The 16,908-nt window shown below is 39.3% G+C and carries 19 protein-coding genes and 1 tRNA gene; 11 read left to right on the top strand and 9 right to left on the bottom strand.

What is annotated here, in order from left to right:
- Positions 1-171: 171 nt before the first annotated feature.
- Together K7X70_RS01310 and K7X70_RS01305 are read right to left on the bottom strand one after the other, a co-directional pair.
- Positions 172-819, bottom strand: coding sequence for a porin family protein (locus K7X70_RS01310; protein WP_222535374.1), 648 nt, complete (start codon positions 817-819; stop codon positions 172-174).
- A 303-nt stretch (positions 820-1,122) separates the two neighbouring features.
- Positions 1,123-1,737: a porin family protein gene (locus K7X70_RS01305; RefSeq protein ID WP_222535373.1), complete on the bottom strand. Its 615-nt coding sequence runs from the start codon at positions 1,735-1,737 to the stop codon at positions 1,123-1,125.
- Positions 1,738-2,119: 382 nt separating this feature from the next.
- Here K7X70_RS01305 and K7X70_RS01300 point away from each other — a divergent pair, with 382 nt between their 5' ends.
- A complete protein-coding gene (locus tag K7X70_RS01300; RefSeq protein ID WP_222535372.1) occupies positions 2,120-2,854 on the top strand; it encodes an MIP/aquaporin family protein in 735 nt (244 codons plus the stop codon).
- Positions 2,855-3,030: 176 nt separating this feature from the next.
- Here K7X70_RS01300 and K7X70_RS01295 read toward each other — a convergent pair whose 3' ends face one another.
- Complete coding sequence (locus K7X70_RS01295; protein ID WP_222535371.1) at positions 3,031-4,038, bottom strand: TlpA disulfide reductase family protein; 1,008 nt, start codon at positions 4,036-4,038, stop codon at positions 3,031-3,033.
- A gap of 275 nt (positions 4,039-4,313) precedes the next feature.
- On the opposite strand from K7X70_RS01295, the gene K7X70_RS01290 reads away from it, so the two are divergent.
- The 3 genes from K7X70_RS01290 (at position 4,314) to K7X70_RS01280 (ending at position 6,202) form a co-directional block, all read left to right on the top strand.
- The gene (locus K7X70_RS01290; protein ID WP_255606857.1) at positions 4,314-4,802 is read left to right on the top strand and encodes a 2OG-Fe(II) oxygenase; all 489 of its coding nucleotides are present in this window, start codon (positions 4,314-4,316) and stop codon (positions 4,800-4,802) included.
- A gap of 109 nt (positions 4,803-4,911) precedes the next feature.
- Positions 4,912-5,346, top strand: a complete 435-nt coding sequence (locus K7X70_RS01285; protein WP_222535369.1) for an SRPBCC family protein — start codon at positions 4,912-4,914, stop codon at positions 5,344-5,346.
- Positions 5,347-5,491: 145 nt separating this feature from the next.
- A complete protein-coding gene (locus K7X70_RS01280; protein WP_222535368.1) occupies positions 5,492-6,202 on the top strand; it encodes a hypothetical protein in 711 nt (236 codons plus the stop codon).
- Between the two features lie 111 nt (positions 6,203-6,313).
- Here the strand turns inward: K7X70_RS01280 and K7X70_RS01275 are convergent, their stop codons facing one another.
- From K7X70_RS01275 to K7X70_RS01260, 4 genes are all read right to left on the bottom strand, one after another.
- Positions 6,314-6,586, bottom strand: coding sequence for a hypothetical protein (locus tag K7X70_RS01275; protein WP_062546460.1), 273 nt, complete (start codon positions 6,584-6,586; stop codon positions 6,314-6,316).
- Between the two features lie 260 nt (positions 6,587-6,846).
- Positions 6,847-6,934, bottom strand: a tRNA-Ser gene (locus tag K7X70_RS01270).
- 47 nt (positions 6,935-6,981) lie between these two features.
- A complete protein-coding gene (pyk, locus tag K7X70_RS01265; protein WP_222535367.1) occupies positions 6,982-8,412 on the bottom strand; it encodes a pyruvate kinase in 1,431 nt (476 codons plus the stop codon).
- A 139-nt stretch (positions 8,413-8,551) separates the two neighbouring features.
- Positions 8,552-8,971: an IPExxxVDY family protein gene (locus K7X70_RS01260; RefSeq protein ID WP_062546458.1), complete on the bottom strand. Its 420-nt coding sequence runs from the start codon at positions 8,969-8,971 to the stop codon at positions 8,552-8,554.
- Positions 8,972-9,130: 159 nt separating this feature from the next.
- Between K7X70_RS01260 and K7X70_RS01255 the strand changes: the two genes are divergently transcribed.
- The 3 genes from K7X70_RS01255 to rnc all read left to right on the top strand — a co-directional run bounded on the left by K7X70_RS01255 (position 9,131) and on the right by rnc (position 11,440).
- A complete protein-coding gene (locus tag K7X70_RS01255) occupies positions 9,131-9,367 on the top strand; it encodes an acyl carrier protein (RefSeq protein ID WP_008241990.1) in 237 nt (78 codons plus the stop codon).
- Between the two features lie 28 nt (positions 9,368-9,395).
- A complete protein-coding gene (gene fabF, locus K7X70_RS01250) occupies positions 9,396-10,649 on the top strand; it encodes a beta-ketoacyl-ACP synthase II (RefSeq protein WP_062546457.1) in 1,254 nt (417 codons plus the stop codon).
- Between the two features lie 62 nt (positions 10,650-10,711).
- The gene (gene rnc / locus K7X70_RS01245) at positions 10,712-11,440 is read left to right on the top strand and encodes a ribonuclease III (RefSeq protein ID WP_197286274.1); all 729 of its coding nucleotides are present in this window, start codon (positions 10,712-10,714) and stop codon (positions 11,438-11,440) included.
- 25 nt (positions 11,441-11,465) lie between these two features.
- Here the strand turns inward: rnc and K7X70_RS01240 are convergent, their stop codons facing one another.
- Complete coding sequence (locus tag K7X70_RS01240) at positions 11,466-12,182, bottom strand: hypothetical protein (protein ID WP_222535366.1); 717 nt, start codon at positions 12,180-12,182, stop codon at positions 11,466-11,468.
- Positions 12,183-12,412: 230 nt separating this feature from the next.
- On the opposite strand from K7X70_RS01240, the gene K7X70_RS01235 reads away from it, so the two are divergent.
- From K7X70_RS01235 to nadD, 3 genes are read left to right on the top strand one after another with little or no spacing between them, the layout of a single operon-like run.
- Positions 12,413-13,276, top strand: a complete 864-nt coding sequence (locus tag K7X70_RS01235) for a YicC/YloC family endoribonuclease (RefSeq protein ID WP_222535838.1) — start codon at positions 12,413-12,415, stop codon at positions 13,274-13,276.
- Positions 13,277-13,282: 6 nt separating this feature from the next.
- Positions 13,283-13,855 (top strand): guanylate kinase, encoded by a 573-nt coding sequence (gene gmk, locus K7X70_RS01230; RefSeq protein WP_222535365.1) that lies wholly within the window; start codon positions 13,283-13,285, stop codon positions 13,853-13,855.
- Positions 13,856-14,428, top strand: coding sequence for a nicotinate (nicotinamide) nucleotide adenylyltransferase (nadD, locus tag K7X70_RS01225; RefSeq protein ID WP_222535364.1), 573 nt, complete (start codon positions 13,856-13,858; stop codon positions 14,426-14,428).
- A gap of 2 nt (positions 14,429-14,430) precedes the next feature.
- On the opposite strand, the gene K7X70_RS01220 is transcribed toward nadD, so the two are convergent.
- Entirely contained in the window at positions 14,431-15,144 is a 714-nt protein-coding gene (locus K7X70_RS01220) for an SAM-dependent methyltransferase (protein WP_062546453.1), read from the bottom strand.
- 298 nt (positions 15,145-15,442) lie between these two features.
- Between K7X70_RS01220 and K7X70_RS01215 the strand changes: the two genes are divergently transcribed.
- A complete protein-coding gene (locus K7X70_RS01215; RefSeq protein ID WP_222535363.1) occupies positions 15,443-16,864 on the top strand; it encodes a DUF6600 domain-containing protein in 1,422 nt (473 codons plus the stop codon).
- Positions 16,865-16,908: the final 44 nt, after the last annotated feature.

The following is a 16,908-nucleotide window of genomic DNA, read 5'->3' as shown; positions in this document are numbered from 1 at the left end:
ATATAAAAAAACAGGGAGAATGCTTTGGCCTAAGGTTAGCGACAAAGGCAAACTAAATCAAATCAGACGGTCATCCGCAATTCAATCTGTTAAAAAAAAGCCTGTATCATACGCGATGATACAGGCCTCTCACAATAGGTAAAGTATAATAATCAGATAAATCAATTACACTTAAAAAGTATAACCCAATGATAGGGCGAAACCTTTATTTTTCAATTTATCCTGGTTTAAATCATCATTAAATGATTTCTGGAAGTCCATCGCATACCTTCCATTTATATTGATGTTCGGTGTAATGCTGTATCCAACACCCACAACTCCACCAGCAATAGATTTTTTGTAATCTTTTTTGTTCGTAAAACTATCTCCTACCTGTTCGCCATTCACTTTAAAGGAAGACTCCTGAGAAAGTAAGAAGGAAACCTGAGGACCTGCAAAAATGGTAAATTCTGGAGCTGGTCTGAACCCAATCAGAATTGGCACATCCAGATAACCTATTTTAGAATCAAATTCAGAAGTATTTCCTGCGAAAGTTTCTTTCACTTTACCCCCTTTTTGCGAGTACATTACTTCAGGTAAAAATGCAAAACCACCACCTAAAGGTAGGTCAGCATATACACCAGCCTGAAATCCCACTTTTGAATCTGTGGAATAATTTTGATCACCAATAGAGATCTTACCCATGTTCATCAGATTGGCTCCTGCTCTAATACCGAACCTCATCTGATCATTTGCTGCACTTTGTGATTGTTGTGCATTTGCTCTGAAGGCCAGACTGCTCATCGTCAGACCCAATCCTATAATGAATAATTTTTTCATAGTTATCGATTTTAATTATTTTAAAATTCGGACAGGCTATTGTAATAACCATGCCAAAAACTTAGATTTCAACGTAAAAAAGAACGATTACCTGGACAAAACACTACTGACTATCAATATCATAAAGTCAAATACAGCCTTGTGACTTTCGCCTGACCTACAGAAGAATTGTCCGAAATTCTACACACCTAAAAAAGCAGGCATTAAATGCTAATTGTCTGTGATACCGAAAAGAGCTGGAGAATATTACAAAAAAAAAGGAATGCCCTAACCGAGCATTCCTTTTTCTGACTGGGACAGGTACTAGAATTTTACACCAACACCAACTGAGAACACTTGATTTTTGTATTCAGGAGTTCTTTTCGTTCCATCTTCGTTATTTTTCTGGAAATCCAGTGCATAACGACCATGAAGGTCAAATTTGTCATTAATATCATATCTAAATCCTATTACACCCCCTACAAGGCTCTTTTTAAACTTATCAGAATCTTCTCTATATTCCTCTTCTACAGAGGATCCGAAATTGCTCGAATACTTATTTTTAGTGGAGGTTAAGAAAGAAACCTGAGGTCCTACAACCAGATTTAATCCTGAGCCACCTAAATTAATACTGGCTAAAATTGGAATGTCAACAAAATGAGTGGTCTGCTTAAATTCACCTAGTGGTGTTTCCAACTTATAGCCTTTCGTGGAATACAATAGTTCCGGCGTAAAGGCTAACCCTTTGATCAACATGATATCTAAAGTAATACCAGCATTAAATCCAGGATTTACTTTAGTTTCATAGTCGTTATTTCCGTCTCCTTTAATAATATTAGGGAGATTTAATCCCGCCTTGACCCCAAATCTGATTGGACTCTGTGCATTTACAGCACCTGCGGTGAATAGGCATATTGCCAAAATGATGATCTTTTTCATAATGTGTTGTTTTATTGGAGGGGCTTAGAAAGAAATGTGCCACGATAGCGGGAATGCTCCTTTCATTTTACCAAAATAATCTTTAACAGCTCATTTAAAGCGTTTTACCAGGCTCAACAAAAAGATAAAGCGTATTTTATGCAAGCTTTTATGGCTCAGCTTAATTGTATCAAATTTGATACAATAAGAGGCTGTCCTCTCCAATTTCTTAAAACTCTTGTTATACATCAGGCTAAATAGAGATTTACTGCTGCTAAGGCAAATTAAGGCTGAAAAAAGATTGGTGAAATATTTCAATTCGCTTTCTTTTAGTTTCGATAACGATTGTTTATACTTACGTATAATTACGCTTGGTTGATTATTAAAATTTAAATCTATAGAAATGTCGGAATTTTCGGCCGAGGTGATCGGCACAATGTTAATGATACTTTTGGGAAATGGGGTAGTCGCAAATGTGGTCTTATCCGGCACCAAAGGAAATAATGGGGGTTGGATTGTCATCACAACTGCCTGGGCGCTGGCCGTTTTTGTAGGTGTGGTCGTTGCTGGCCCATATAGTGGTGCACACCTCAACCCTGCCGTTTCCATTGGTCTGGCCATTGCCGGAAAATTCAGCTGGGCGAAAGTACCATTGTATGTTGCAGCTCAATTTATAGGTGCCTTCTTAGGTGCATTTCTGGTATGGTTAACGTACAAAGACCATTATAAACCAACGGCGGATCAAGGCGCAAAACAGGCTACTTTTTGTACTGCTCCAGCCATTAAGAATAATTGGTCCAACCTTACCTCTGAGATCATTGGAACCTTTGTATTGATATTTACCATTCTTCACTTTACCGACGCAGCACTAGGCAGCGAAAAAGCAGCCATAGGCTTGGGCTCATTAGGGGCAATGCCGGTAGCTTTTCTCGTTTGGGTAATTGGATTGTCGCTTGGAGGAACCACAGGTTATGCGATTAACCCAGCTAGAGATCTGGGGCCAAGAATTATGCACGCTATACTACCTGTTCATGGAAAAGGAGATAGTGGCTGGAGTTATGCCTGGATTCCTATTGCTGGCCCGCTCATCGGCAGCGCATTAGCGGCCTTCCTGAACATTTACTTACATCAGGCCTAAGTTAGCCCATCAACTTTGCACATTAAAAAGCCCTCAAAAAGCCAGACACTTTTTGAGGGCTTACATCTAAATATCTGATCACCTTGGGTATAAATCCTTTCCGGTTTTCTGAGCCTGTTTCCTGAAGCATAATCTGAAGTTGCAGGCGCTTCTCAGCGTCATTTTAACATTCAGCTTTATTTCGTTTTCGCTAATGGTGCTGCCAATAACTCTGCAAGTTTATTTTCCAGGTCCTCACCGGTCAGATTTCTTGCAATGATCACTCCATTTGGATCGATCAATACATTTGCAGGAATTGCCCTTACACCGTATAATTTAGCAGGGGCACTATTCCAAAAAGCCAGATCAGACACATGAGTCCAGCTCAGGTTATCATCTTTAATTCCTTTTAACCAGGCTTCTTTTGATTTATCTAATGAAACCGCGAAAATATCAAATCCTTTCTCATGGTATTTCTGATAAGCTTTTACCAGATTTGGGTTTTCTCTTCTGCATGGACCGCACCAGGAAGCCCAAAAATCAAGCAGTAAGTATTTTCCAAAATGATCAGAAAGTTTAATTGTTTTTCCTTCCGGCGTATTTGCTTCAAAATCCAGTGCTTGTTTTCCAACACTTACGGAGTTTAGCACATTTACCAGGTCTTTTAATACCGCTACGTAAGGTGTATTTTGTAGTGCCGGGTCTAATAACTGTAGGTTTTGGCTGATTTCTTCCGGAGTCAATCTGTAAGAAAAATCTCTGTATAACACATACGCAGACACTAAAGAAGCAGGATTCTTTTTGATGAACTCTTCAATTTTAACGTCTTTTTCTTGTTTATAACTGGTAAAAAGATCATTGGAAACGGAACCTGTTACCACTGAATTTCTATAATATTTTTCCGGATCAAGCGTAACATTCACCTGGCCTTTCTCCAGGAACACATACAGTGGACTTTGCTCCTTATCGACTGTCAAACCATAAAGTTCTGGTAATTTCAAGCTTTTACTAAACTTAAATGTGCCGTTCTTTACTTCCGCAGAATCCAGCGTTTTAAACATTTTATTGTCGAATTTCTGAAGGTATACTTTCCCTGTGCTGGCCCCCTTAAGGGTTCCTGTAATGGTTACTTTGCTATTGTCCTGTGCATGAATTGCAGTGCTGCCCAGCAATAGTCCTAAAATGGAAAATTTAAATATGTTCATGGTCTTGAGCTGTTTTTAATCTTTAACTGGACAAATATAAACAAATAAACTACTAATTCCATAGACTTTAAGTTTTTATAAATATGACTGACATACAAACAGTTACCATTAATTAAAACTACCTTCACCAGATAAGGGCAATTACGCTCCGATCGCGCCGTACCTTTCCATTGGAAAAAATATTTAATACGCTAATTGACAGCTTTATAAAAGATAAAGTTGGCATAGCAGACCTATTTTTAAATGAAACTTTATCAGGTCATTTAAAAAACAATTTGACAAGGCTCTACCAGGGAAACCAACTATTATCCGCAGGAACAGGCAACGAGACCATTGTTGTTCCCGACAAACTATTTCGAAGTGATCGCATTTATTGGCTTGATCGCTCCCACAACGACCCCCATGAAAATGCCTTTTTTGATCTAATGGATGGTTTTGTGAGCTACCTGAACAGCACTTGCTACACCGGAATTACAGGCTATGAATTCCATTATACCCTCTATGAAAAAGGAAGTTTCTATAAAAAGCACCTGGATCAGTTTCGAACAAATACCAGCAGGCAATACTCCATGATTATGTATTTAAATGCGGATTGGCAACTTGCCGATGGTGGTGAATTGTGCGTCCACCATGCCGATAGCCTGCAAAATATCCCCCCAATGGACGGGAAAAGTGTATTTTTTAAAAGTAGTGAACTCGAACACGAAGTTTTAGTAACTAATAAGCCCAGAATGAGCATTACCGGTTGGTTAAAAATCGACTAATCAATTGTAAAAGAATAGCTAACGGATTACCGCACACATTGTCGCTTTTGCCCCTAGCAAATCGACAAATTACCATTAACTTTAATTCATCAACCAATTAAAGCAAAAGATGACAACAAAAGATCAAACCGTAATTACGGTAGCAGCTACTGTAAATGCCCCTATTGACATCATTTGGAAAGCCTGGAACGACCCATCGCACATTACAAAATGGAGTGCCGCATCCGACGACTGGCATACAACTAAGGCGGAAAACGATTTACGTACCGGCGGAAAATTCAACTCAAGAATGGAAGCCAAAGACGGAAGTTTTGGGTTTGATTTTGGAGGTATTTATGATGAGGTGATCCCTTATGAACTGATGCGCTATACCCTTGGTGACGGTAGAAAAGTAAAAATCACCTTCGAAAAAAATGCCGATGGGGTAAAAATCACAGAAAGTTTTGAAGCGGAGGGACAAAATCCTATAGAGATGCAAAGAGATGGATGGCAGGCGATTATGGACAGCTTCAAGAGATACGTAGAGTCTGCCAGACAATTATAAATGAAAAGGAAGAGCCGGACATGGCTCAAGTTCGAAACAACTGCTCATGGGAATTGCAGAGATCCCGACTCTTTTTTGAAGAGAGCCCAGCTGCAATTCCTATATTTGCGAACTGATTTCAGCATATTCTGCCCTTTCTAATCGTATGATCAAGTTCCCAAAATTCATCTCAGCCACGTTGCTAACTGCTCTTTTAACTTTCAGCACCCAGTTTACTGCAAATGCCCAGAGTAAACTGGTTTTTGAAGAAGGTTTTAAAAAGAACCTGGATCAAAAAAAATGGCTGACTGTTAATGGTAGCTGGGAGCTCAAGGATCAGGCTTTATATGGCAGCAAAGATGTGAACTGGGCAATTTTACTAGCCAATAAGCCATTACCTGAAGATTATATTTTAACATTTTCCGCAATGGCTGCACCAAAAACCTATTTGTTTGAAGTCATGCTGAACTTAAATGGCTCCAAATTTCTAGGAATTCTACTCAATCAATTGGAAAATAAAGTGGCTATAGAAGATCGGTCCTTGTTTGCCGATTTAGAAAACAGAGGCACATTTGTTCACAGTACCGGCCATATCGGCATCATGCCCAAGGTAAAAAGAACCAAACAAACGGATTGGCAAGACTGGAAAATACAAAGATCAGGAAATCAGTTTTTTATCTGGATCAATCAGGAGGCCGTCCTATCTTTTAAGGATAATACCGGTTTTGTAAAACCAAAAGGGCAGTTCGGCTTTGCCATCAACGGAGATGCAGCCATTAAAAACCTTAAAGTCTGGAAAATAAAGGGAGAAGCTGCACTGGCTCCTAAAGATTTTAAAAGCCTTCCATTACTCAAGCCTTTTTTTGTTTTCGAGTAACCGGGACATTAAAACTCCAGAGACTTATCTCTTCTTCCCTGTTTCATAGTATGAAAAAGGAAGAACAGACAAATCAGCAATGATAGAAACAAAGCGAATGAATAGTGTATTTTAAGCTTTAAAGGTTGCCTTAAAGGCTTCTCTACAGTCCAAATCCACTTCTATTGGCATACCATCTTTAATATAAAGTTGGGTTAAACCTTCATGATTTTGGAAGTAACGGAAATAGTTTTGAATTTTATCAGGCTTGTCACCTGTATCTTTATTCGTATGGCCACTAAACCAGCGATCATATTTCAGAGCAATTTGCTTAAGTTTTTCCTCAAACTCCAGTCTCTTTTTCTCATCTGCACCCTGGTGCAACTCTTTTGTAATATCGCTCATAATCAGGTAAAAGCGCAAGGTACGCTTAATAAACTGTTTATTTTTCGAAAGCGGGATTAAAGGGGTTAAAAGGCAGTATTCAAAGTGTTCGAAGGGCTATTTCCCTCAATTGGCCCTAGCAGGGCCCTACCAGCCCCCTGCTGGTCCCTTTCCAGATGAAAGTAATTCAGCCTCTTTGCCATTTGCCTAGCTTCGCTAAGTGGCTTTACCAAAAAGGCTTCCAGCAGATGCTGAAAGCCTTTTGATACTTTTGTAATTCGCGGAGAGAGAGGGATTCGAACCCTCGATACCCTTTTGAGGTACACACGCTTTCCAAGCGTGCTCCTTCAGCCACTCGGACATCTCTCCTTTTTGCGGATTGCAAAAGTAGAAAAATTTTTGATTGCTACAAGTGATTAATCAATTACTGTAATTTTCAACATATTGGTTTTCCCTTTTTTCTCCATTGGGATAGCCGCTGTATTGATGATCACATCACCTTTTTTAATCATTTTATATTCTTTCAGCAAGTTATTTACGTCCTGAATGGTATCGTCAGTACTGTCAAACTTATCATAATAGAAGCCTTGTACGCCCCACAATAAGCTCAAGGTATTCAATAGCGAGACATTGCTGGTGAAAATATAAGTTAAAGCTTTTGGTCTGTGACTTGAGATTTCGAAAGCAGTATAACCACTTACTGTCATAGAAACGATACCAACAGCGTTAGTTTGTTTTGATAAGAAACAAGCTGTATCGCAAATTGCATCGCTCAGGAAGCTCTCAGATTTCGGTTTAAGGAACTTCTCCGGGTGGAATGGATAGTTGTTTACCTCGATGTTCTGAATGATTTTTTGCATGGTTTCAATAACAATCAGCGGGAATTCACCTACTGAAGTCTCTCCACTTAGCATTACTGCATCAGCACCATCCAATACCGAATTGGCTACGTCATTCACTTCAGCACGTGTTGGCCTTGGTGTAGTGATCATGCTTTCCAGCATCTGAGTTGCAATAATTACTGGTTTTGAAGCTGCTCTACATTTCTGAACGATCATTTTCTGTAACAATGGAACTTCTTCCATTGGCATTTCCACACCCAGATCGCCACGGGCAACCATGATACCGTCGGAAACAGCAATGATTTCATCAATATTTGCAATCGCTTCAGGCTTTTCAATCTTCGCAATTACACGTGCAGTTTTACCTCTTTGTTTGATAATCTCTTTTAATTCAACGATGTCAGCAGCGTTACGAACAAAAGAAAGTCCGATCCACTCTACATCATTTTCCAATACAAACTCTAAGTTTTTACGGTCTTCCACAGTAAGTGAAGGGATAGAAACTTTAGTGTTTGGAAGGTTAACCCCTTTTCTTGAGGTCAGGATACCACCATGAACGATCTCACAAACTACCTCGTCAACCAAGTTAGTTTCGATCACTCTCATTTGAAGTTTTCCATCATCTAACAAGATGATTTCACCTGGTTTAACGTCTTGAGGGAAAGTCGTATAAGTGATGTAAATACGTTCTTCGTTACCGATACATTCTTTAGTCGTGATGACCGTCCTGTTGCCGTTAACTAAGTGAATACCACCGTCTTTCACCATTCCAATTCTAATCTTAGGGCCCTGTAAATCAGCCAGAATACCTACGTTATAATTGTGTTTTTTATTAAGACTGCGGATGGTATTTAGTACTTCCTGGTGATCTGCCTGAGAACCGTGTGAAAAGTTTAATCTGCATACGTCAAGTCCGGCATTAAACATGCTAAATAGAACTTCTGGTTTAGCTGAAGCAGGACCAAGCGTCGCTACGATTTTTGTTCTGGAATGAAATGGTTTCATTTTGGTTACTTAAATTTATATGGACCAACAAAATGAAGGTTTCGATGTCTAAAACCGATGTTGGCCAGGTTATTAATATTTTATTTCTGAGTCTTCTAAAATCAAATATAGTGTATTTAATACACCTTCAATATAAAATTTACATTACCAAATTTTCACGGGACTTTAACTTTTTTGGATCAATTTGCGCAGCTACCTGAATATCAGCGAGTTTGTTTAATCCTGTTAAAATAAAATTTAGGTCTTCTTTGTCAATATACTGATGAATTATCATAAAAAAGTCAACTTTATTCATTTCAGGGATCAAAAAACCTTCTGCGTTGCGATTATTGATGATGTAGTACTCAATTTCTCCCTGTTCTACAAAAAAATAATACTTAGAAAAGGCCAGTGGATTTTCATCCACGTTGAAGTAAACCTCGTGATCATCAATCTTTTCGAAGTCGAAATTAAGGCTGGTATTGACCTTGTGACAGAGCATATAATCCTTCAGTGAAGCTGTAATAGCGATTAAAACAAAATCAAGGTCTAAGGACAGTTTTAAATAAGTTTTGTTCAAAACACACTTTTTTACGGGAATTACAAAATTATAAAACTAATTTTACATTAATGTTCAAAATAAAAACATTAAAATTGGAAGAGAAATAAAAACATTTGAAATGTGTAATTATTTATTTTTCTTTGCACTGAATTATTTAACCATTAAATTATAAACATTATGTCTGATATTGCTTCAAGAGTTAAGGCTATTATCGTTGAAAAATTAGGTGTAGATGAAAACGAAGTTACACCAGAAGCTTCTTTCACTAACGACTTAGGTGCTGATTCTTTAGATACAGTAGAGCTTATTATGGAGTTCGAAAAAGAATTCAATGTAGCGATTCCTGATGATCAGGCTGAAACTATTGGTACTGTTGGTCAAGCAATTGCTTACTTAGAGAAAAACGTTAAGTAAAAATACGGTCTCCGTATAATCCGTATAAATGGAATTAAAAAGAGTAGTAGTTACAGGGTTGGGTGCGCTCACTCCAATTGGCAACACGATCCCAGAATTCTGGGATGGTTTGCTGAATGGCGTGAGCGGCGCTGGCCCTATTACAGGTTTTGACACATCAAAGTTCAAGACGAAGTTTGCATGTGAACTTAAAAACTTCAACCCTGAAGATTTTTTGGACAAAAAAGAAGCCCGCAAGTTAGATCCATTTGTTCAATACGCTTTAGTATCAACAGATGAGGCTGTTAAGGACGGCAATTTTGATTTTTCACAATTAGATTGCAACCGTATCGGCGTTATCTGGGGATCAGGTATTGGCGGTTTTAAAACATTTCAGGACGAAATGAAGAACTTCTTTTTAGGCGATGGTACACCACGCATTAATCCGTTCTTCATCCCTAAGGTAATTATTGACATCGTTCCGGGCCATATTTCTATAAAATATGGGTTGCGCGGACCGAATTTTGCCACTGTATCTGCCTGTGCTTCATCCACTAACGCCATGATTGATGCTTACAACTATATTCGATTGAATATGTGTGACGTGATCATTAGCGGAGGTTCTGAGGCCATCATTAATGAGGCTGGAATCGGAGGATTCAATGCAATGCATGCACTATCGACTAGAAATGATGATCCAAAAACAGCTTCAAGGCCGTTCGACAAAGACAGAGATGGATTTGTTGCCGGTGAAGGTGCAGGAACAATTATTCTGGAAGAATTGGAACATGCTAAAAAACGTGGTGCAAAAATCTATGCTGAATTAGTCGGCGGAGGAATGAGCGCAGACGCGAATCACATTACAGCACCTCATCCTCAAGGACTTGGCGCAAGAATGGTGATGTCAAATGCTTTAAAAGATGCAGGTTTAACTACCGCAGATATTGATTATATCAATGTTCATGGTACTTCAACCCCATTGGGAGATATCTCCGAAAGCAGGGCAATTGTTGATTTATTCGGAGAAGATGCTTACAAACTAAACATCAGCTCTACAAAATCAATGACTGGCCATTTACTCGGTGCTGCAGGAGCAATTGAGGCGATTGCCGCAATTCTTGCTGTCCAGAATGATATAGTACCACCAACAATCAATCACTTTACTGATGATCCTGAATGTGATCCAAAATTAAATTTCACGTTCAACAAGGCACAAAAACGCACCATTCGTGCTGCACAAAGCAACACTTTTGGCTTCGGTGGTCATAATGCATCTGTGATATTCAAAAAGTACGAAGAATAATAATTAGTCTCCGTAAAAGGAGACTATTCACAAATATGATCCACTAATTTTTGTAACAATTAATGCCGTTATTCGACCTGTACAAGCTTTATTTTTCGACAGATAAGGTCTTTATAAAAAAGCTAAAAAATATTTTAGGCTTTGTTCCTGGAAATACTGTTTTATACAAAATGGCATTCAGGCACAGGTCTGTAGCAAAAGTTCTGAAGAACGGAAGCAGAAGCAGTAATGAACGTCTTGAGTTTCTTGGAGATGCGATTTTAGGTTCTGTGATCGCGGAAGTATTGTTTAAGGCTTATCCCTACAAAGAGGAAGGCTTTTTAACGGAAATGCGTTCAAAAATTGTGAACAGGGCGAATCTGAATCAGCTTGCCCGTAAGATGGGTTTCGATCAGCTGATGGTCTTTGATCAAAAAGCAGTGAATATTCAAACCAAACATCATTCTATGCTTGGGGATGCTTTTGAGGCCTTAGTAGGTGCCGTATATCTGGATAAAGGCTATAATTACACTAAAGATTTCTTATTAAAAAGGATCATTAAGCCTTACATAGATATTCATACCCTGGAGCTTACAGAGACGAATTTCAAGAGCAAATTGATTGAATGGTGCCAGCGTCATGGAAAAGATATTACTTTTGACATGATTCAAAACACAGAGGGAGATAGCGCTAAGCTGTTTACGATCAGTGCAGTTGTGGAAGGTGAAAGCTATGGAATCGGTCGTGATTACAATAAAAAGAATGCAGAGAAGCTAGCCGCTGAAAAAGCGTGTGAAGCGTTATCCATCTAATAGACTCCCAGCTTAATTTTCTATTTTACGGTGTTTTATTTAAGGATTCCTTGTATTTTTTATAGGAGTCCCGAATGTATTTGATGGCATCATATTCTGCCCAGTTTCTGGATTTCTCATAATCCGGTCTGTAATTGAGCATAAAATCTTCCAGTTCTTTTCCTTTTAAGTCGGTCTGACTTTGGATCAGGGATTCATTAAAAAGGTTATCTACCTGTGATTGTTTCAGCTCATTATCGTAATATCGGCCAAACCTTCTTGCATTCTTAGGGGTACGCCCAAATAGCTCATACATTGCCGTTAAAGGCTGAAATATATACGCTAAAAGCGGTGGTTTCCCCTGATAAAAAGAGCCTTGATTTCTAAATTCTCTTTTGATATCGTTCATTTCCTGCTTTTTAGTCTGCCCAAAAATCTTTACCTCCTCCAAAGTTGATCCCTTACTCAGGTAAACCATGATATCAGCGGTACTGAACACGCCAACTTCTCCATCCGAATAGTCTGCTTTGATGATCAGCAGGCTGTCTCCTACTGCTGATTTGATCTGAAAAAGGCCTAAATCGGTAGTAAAAACGGTATATCCATTGCGTTTATTGATCACCTGAGCGTTTTGTATTCTGGAATTTGTTCCCCGTTCTTTTACCGCTCCACTCAGTAAAAACTCTTTTTGAGAGAAAGCAGAGGGCATCGCCGTAAAGAAAAACACGCCAAATGACAGTGTAAGGAGATGTAGAAACTTCATTTTGTATCGTTTTTTTGTAAACTTAACCATAGTTTTTCAACCGATTACGTTAAAAAAAGTTAAAATCCTCATTAATGACGCTATTTTAACTTTTTACAAATGTTAAAATCTACTATTATTAACAATAAAAAATAGAAAAAGGTTAGAAACCAATGAGATCTCAGCGTCATTAAGTAACATAGGTTTAATCATTTTAACAATAAATTATATCTTTGCACATGATAAAATCAATGACGGGCTTTGGCCTGGCCTCTACTGATCATGAAAACATCAAGTTTGCAGTAGAGATTAAGTCTTTAAACAGTAAGTTTTTAGAACTCAACCTAAAACTTCCAAGGGCTTTCTCCGAGAAGGAGTTGTTGTTACGCAATGTTTGCAGTAAAGAGATTGAGCGCGGAAAAGTAAGTGTTTCGATTAACATCGACCGTGGCGAAGAGAGTCTAAAAGGTGCAACCATCAATGCGGCGTTATTGAGCAAATACTACAAACAGCTGGAAGCCATTAATGTGGATCTGGGTGCAAATTCTTCCAATCTTTTACAGGCTGTTTTGAGCTTCCCTGAGGTAATTTCTTACCAGGAAGAGGAAATCAATGAAGGCGATTGGGATATCTTATACAGCACATTCAATAAGGCTTTAGAAAGCTTTAATCAATTCCGACTTACAGAAGGAAACGTTTTAAAGACAGATTTAGAGCTTAGAATTAAAAACATCTTACAATTTTTTGCTCAGGTGGAAGAATTAGAACCCCTAAGAATTCCTCAGATCAGGGCTAGATTGAACCAGTTTTTAGAAGAAAACGTGGGTAAAATCAACGTTGATCAGAACCGTTTAGAGCAGGAGTTGATTTATTACATTGATAAATTAGACATTACCGAAGAAAAAACCCGTTTGAAAAGTCACTGTGATTATTTTACAGCTACTTTGAAAAGCAAGGATGCCAACGGTAAAAAATTAGGATTCATCTCCCAGGAAATTGGCAGAGAAATCAATACTATGGGTGCTAAAGCAAATGATGCACAAATACAACAGTTAGTAGTAGGGATGAAAGAAGAGCTGGAGAAAATTAAAGAACAACTATTAAACGTTTTATAAGTAAGCATGACACAAGGTAAACTCATTATATTTTCTGCACCTTCCGGCGCAGGCAAAACCACTATCGTAAAACATCTTTTACAAAAATTCCCTTCATTAAGCTTCTCTATTTCAGCCACTACACGTCCGGCAAGAGGCGATGAGGAACATGAAAAAGATTATTATTTCATCTCTCAGGAGAGCTTTCTTCATAAAGTAGCACATCAGGAATTTGTAGAGTTCGAAGAAGTATATACTGGTACTTTTTATGGTACTTTAAGATCAGAAATTGAACGCATCTGGAATACCGGTAAACATGTAATTTTTGACATTGACGTAGAAGGTGGCTTACGCCTAAAACGTAAATATGAAGACAGTGCTTTGGCTATATTTGTTCAGCCGCCATCTTTAGAGGTATTAAAAGAACGTTTAACAGGAAGAGGTACTGATAGTCCGGAAAAACTTCAGGAACGCTTTACAAAAGCGGAAAAAGAGTTGGCTTATGCAGATAAATTTGATGTGATACTGAAAAACTTTGACCTGGAAACGGCTTGTAAAGAAGCAGAAAAACTGGTAGGTGATTTTATCAATAAAAAATAAATGAAAACAGGATTATTTTTTGGGTCTTTTAATCCCATCCATATCGGGCACCTGGTGATCGCCAATTACATGGCAGGTTTTACCGGGCTCAAAGAGGTATGGCTGGTGGTTTCCCCGCATAATCCCTTAAAAAATAAATCAGGGCTGGGCAATATGTACGACCGTTTGGAAATGGCAAAACTCGCCACGGAAAACGCCGATCAGATTAAAGTGAGCGACATTGAATTTGGACTGCCTCAACCCTCTTATACCATTGATACTTTAGCTTACCTACAGGAAAAATATCCAGGACGGGAGTTTGTGCTGATCATGGGTGCAGATAACCTTGCTTCCCTTAAAAAGTGGAAGAACTATGAGACCCTGCTGAAAAATTATGAGATTTTTGTCTACCCAAGACCTGGTGTAGAGGTGAAAGATTGGGAAAACCATCCTTCAATTACCATTACGGATACCCCACAAATGGACATTTCTTCTACCTTTATTCGCAAAGCATTAAAAGATGGAAGAAATGTTCAATTTTTTGTTCCGGATAAGGTCTTGTCTTTCATAGACAATAAAAACATGTACCGGTAATTTTAAGCTGGCTTATACAGCAAAAAGATCGTTGGCTTTTTATGAAGGTCGATGCGTTCTTTTTTCCAGAAAGTAACCGATAACGTTTTAATGTATTCCTCTTCGCCATTGATATTGGAAGCCACACATAACATCGCGTGTGCGGAAGCATTTTTCAATACGTCTTCGAACAAGTGGTTATTTCTGAATGGTGTCTCCATAAAAATTTGCGTTTGCTTGTTTTTTGTCGACAATAACTCGATTTCTTTAATTTTCTTTGCTCTTTCTACTTTATCAATCGGCAGGTAACCATGGAAAGTAAAACTCTGACCATTAAATCCTGAAGCCATTAAAGCTTGTAAGATAGAACTCGGGCCTACTAAAGGAACCACTTTAATTCCTCTTCTATGTGCCTCGGCAACGATTTCTGCACCTGGATCTGCTACTCCCGGACATCCGGCTTCACTCATCAGACCTACATCTTTTCCAGCTGTCAGCTCTTTAAAATAAGGCGCTAAGGAGGCATTACGCTGATGCTTGCCATAATCATGAACGATCAGCTCACTCTGTGGCATTTTCAATCCAGCCTCTTTTAAGAATTTTCTGGCGGATTTTTCATTTTCTACAATATAAGTACTGATGGAGTTAATGGTATCGCCAAGAAAAGGGGTAAAAGATTTCTGAGCAGCATTTTCTGCCAGAGGAACAGGTATTAAAAATAAAGTGCCTTTTTGCATAAGTTGTGTTTTGTTTACAAAAGAAGAAAATATATTCCTGGAAAGAGCAAGACCTGGGATTTAATATTGCATTCTGACCATATTATAACGGTGATAAAAAATATTTTTTGCTATTTTGCCATTAAACTGAAACCCCGTCAACGAATTAAATATCCCCAAACACCTCTCCAAAGCCAATATTATTAGGTGAAAGGACGTAATCCTAATGTAATATTTCTCTGATGCTTTAAACTATTTTTAAGAATTGGAACTCAAATTGATATATCAAAAGCGTTAGGTAAATTAAACACACACACAGATGAAAAAGTTAATCAAATTACCGGCAATTGTGCTGGGGCTAATGCTCCTACTCACCGGTTTCACGCAGCGCGTTATGGCGCAGGATGATGATGTATCGCTCCAATCATTTTATGATGAGCTTTCTCCTTATGGCACCTGGATTCAAGACCCACAATACGGGTATGTCTGGAGACCTGACGTAGACCAGCAAGATTTTAGACCTTATTATAGCAACGGCCGATGGGCAATGACCGAATATGGCAATACCTGGGTATCTGACTATGACTGGGGATGGGCACCGTTTCACTATGGAAGATGGGTATATAACCGCTACAGACAGTGGTTATGGATTCCTGATACCGTTTGGGGGCCGGCATGGGTGAGCTGGAGAAGTGGTGGCGGATACTATGGATGGGCACCTTTAAGTCCAGGCCTCAATATCAACATCAATATTGGCATTCCTGATAACTGGTGGGTATTTATCCCTCAGGCAAATATTTATTACGACCGTTTCCCAAGGTATTACTCCCGCAGAAATGTGACCATCATTCACAATACGACGATCATAAACAATACTTATGAAAGAGGCAGAAGGACTTATTATACAGGTCCGAGGATAGATGATGTAAGACGTGCAACCAGAGGAGACGTGACCGTATATCGTGTAAACAGAACCGACAGATCGGGAAGAAGCGAGATCAGAGGCAATGAATTGAATATTTACAATCCAAGGCCATCAAGGGAAGCAAGAGGCACTGTACAAGCTCCAAGAAACGCAATTCAAGGGGATGCCAACTATACCAGAGGTGATCGCAACACGGTAAATGCTGGCCGTCCTTCCAGATCTGAGGGCATAAATGGCGGCAGAACTCCTGGTGCAGACCGGACTGACAGAGGAAATCGCGACAATGTGAATCCTTCGCCGAATAACAGACCTTCGAGAAATGATGCAGGGAATTTGGGTAATGGGAATACTGTTGGCAGACCAGAAAATAGACCATCGAGGGAAAATAACAGCCCTGCGACCTTACCTGGCCGGAATCCAGAGGTAAATCCTTCGCAAACTGACCGGACTTATCCTGGCAGAGAAAACCGTCCGTCTAGGATGCCGAATTCGCCTCCAAATGTTCCGCAGCAGCAACAGCCTGTACCTCAGCCGCAGGTTAGACCACAGCGTGAGCAGAGACCGCAGCAGATGCCTCAACAGCAGCAGCAGAATCCACAGCCTAGTCAAAGAGCGGAAAGGCAAGAAAGGCAGATGCCGCAGCAACAACAACAGCCGCAACGTCAGCAAGAGCCACAGCGACAAGCAGAACCTCAAAGACAGCCACAAGCACAGCCTCAGCGGGAATCACGTCAAAGTGCGCCTCCACGTTCTGAAGGCAGAAGCAGCGAAGGCAGAACTGAAGGAGCAAGAAGTTCCAGAGGTGGAAGAGGGTAATCTCTTTTGAAAATTATTAAAAACCGGTCCTCACAGACCGGTTT

The organism is Pedobacter polysacchareus (genome assembly GCF_019802255.1).
In the GTDB taxonomy this organism is placed as follows: domain Bacteria; phylum Bacteroidota; class Bacteroidia; order Sphingobacteriales; family Sphingobacteriaceae; genus Pedobacter; species Pedobacter polysacchareus.
Note: the sequence above shows the minus strand (reverse complement) of the source record. Positions and strands in the feature narration are given on the sequence as shown.

What these genes read in the sequence shown, in the direction of transcription:
- K7X70_RS01255 (WP_008241990.1), top strand. Translation starts at nt 9,131, where the DNA reads ATGTCTGATATTGCTTCAAGAGTTAAGGCTATTATCGTTGAAAAATTA.
- pyk (WP_222535367.1), bottom strand. Translation starts at nt 8,412, where the DNA reads ATGAAACCATTTCATTCCAGAACAAAAATCGTAGCGACGCTTGGTCCT.
- K7X70_RS01300 (WP_222535372.1), top strand. Translation starts at nt 2,120, where the DNA reads ATGTCGGAATTTTCGGCCGAGGTGATCGGCACAATGTTAATGATACTT.
- fabF (WP_062546457.1), top strand. Translation starts at nt 9,396, where the DNA reads ATGGAATTAAAAAGAGTAGTAGTTACAGGGTTGGGTGCGCTCACTCCA.
- K7X70_RS01280 (WP_222535368.1), top strand. Translation starts at nt 5,492, where the DNA reads ATGATCAAGTTCCCAAAATTCATCTCAGCCACGTTGCTAACTGCTCTT.
- K7X70_RS01310 (WP_222535374.1), bottom strand. Translation starts at nt 819, where the DNA reads ATGAAAAAATTATTCATTATAGGATTGGGTCTGACGATGAGCAGTCTG.
- K7X70_RS01295 (WP_222535371.1), bottom strand. Translation starts at nt 4,038, where the DNA reads ATGAACATATTTAAATTTTCCATTTTAGGACTATTGCTGGGCAGCACT.
- K7X70_RS01305 (WP_222535373.1), bottom strand. Translation starts at nt 1,737, where the DNA reads ATGAAAAAGATCATCATTTTGGCAATATGCCTATTCACCGCAGGTGCT.
- rnc (WP_197286274.1), top strand. Translation starts at nt 10,712, where the DNA reads ATGCCGTTATTCGACCTGTACAAGCTTTATTTTTCGACAGATAAGGTC.
- K7X70_RS01215 (WP_222535363.1), top strand. Translation starts at nt 15,443, where the DNA reads ATGAAAAAGTTAATCAAATTACCGGCAATTGTGCTGGGGCTAATGCTC.
- nadD (WP_222535364.1), top strand. Translation starts at nt 13,856, where the DNA reads ATGAAAACAGGATTATTTTTTGGGTCTTTTAATCCCATCCATATCGGG.
- K7X70_RS01220 (WP_062546453.1), bottom strand. Translation starts at nt 15,144, where the DNA reads ATGCAAAAAGGCACTTTATTTTTAATACCTGTTCCTCTGGCAGAAAAT.
- gmk (WP_222535365.1), top strand. Translation starts at nt 13,283, where the DNA reads ATGACACAAGGTAAACTCATTATATTTTCTGCACCTTCCGGCGCAGGC.
- K7X70_RS01285 (WP_222535369.1), top strand. Translation starts at nt 4,912, where the DNA reads ATGACAACAAAAGATCAAACCGTAATTACGGTAGCAGCTACTGTAAAT.
- K7X70_RS01240 (WP_222535366.1), bottom strand. Translation starts at nt 12,182, where the DNA reads ATGAAGTTTCTACATCTCCTTACACTGTCATTTGGCGTGTTTTTCTTT.
- K7X70_RS01275 (WP_062546460.1), bottom strand. Translation starts at nt 6,586, where the DNA reads ATGAGCGATATTACAAAAGAGTTGCACCAGGGTGCAGATGAGAAAAAG.
- K7X70_RS01235 (WP_222535838.1), top strand. Translation starts at nt 12,413, where the DNA reads ATGACGGGCTTTGGCCTGGCCTCTACTGATCATGAAAACATCAAGTTT.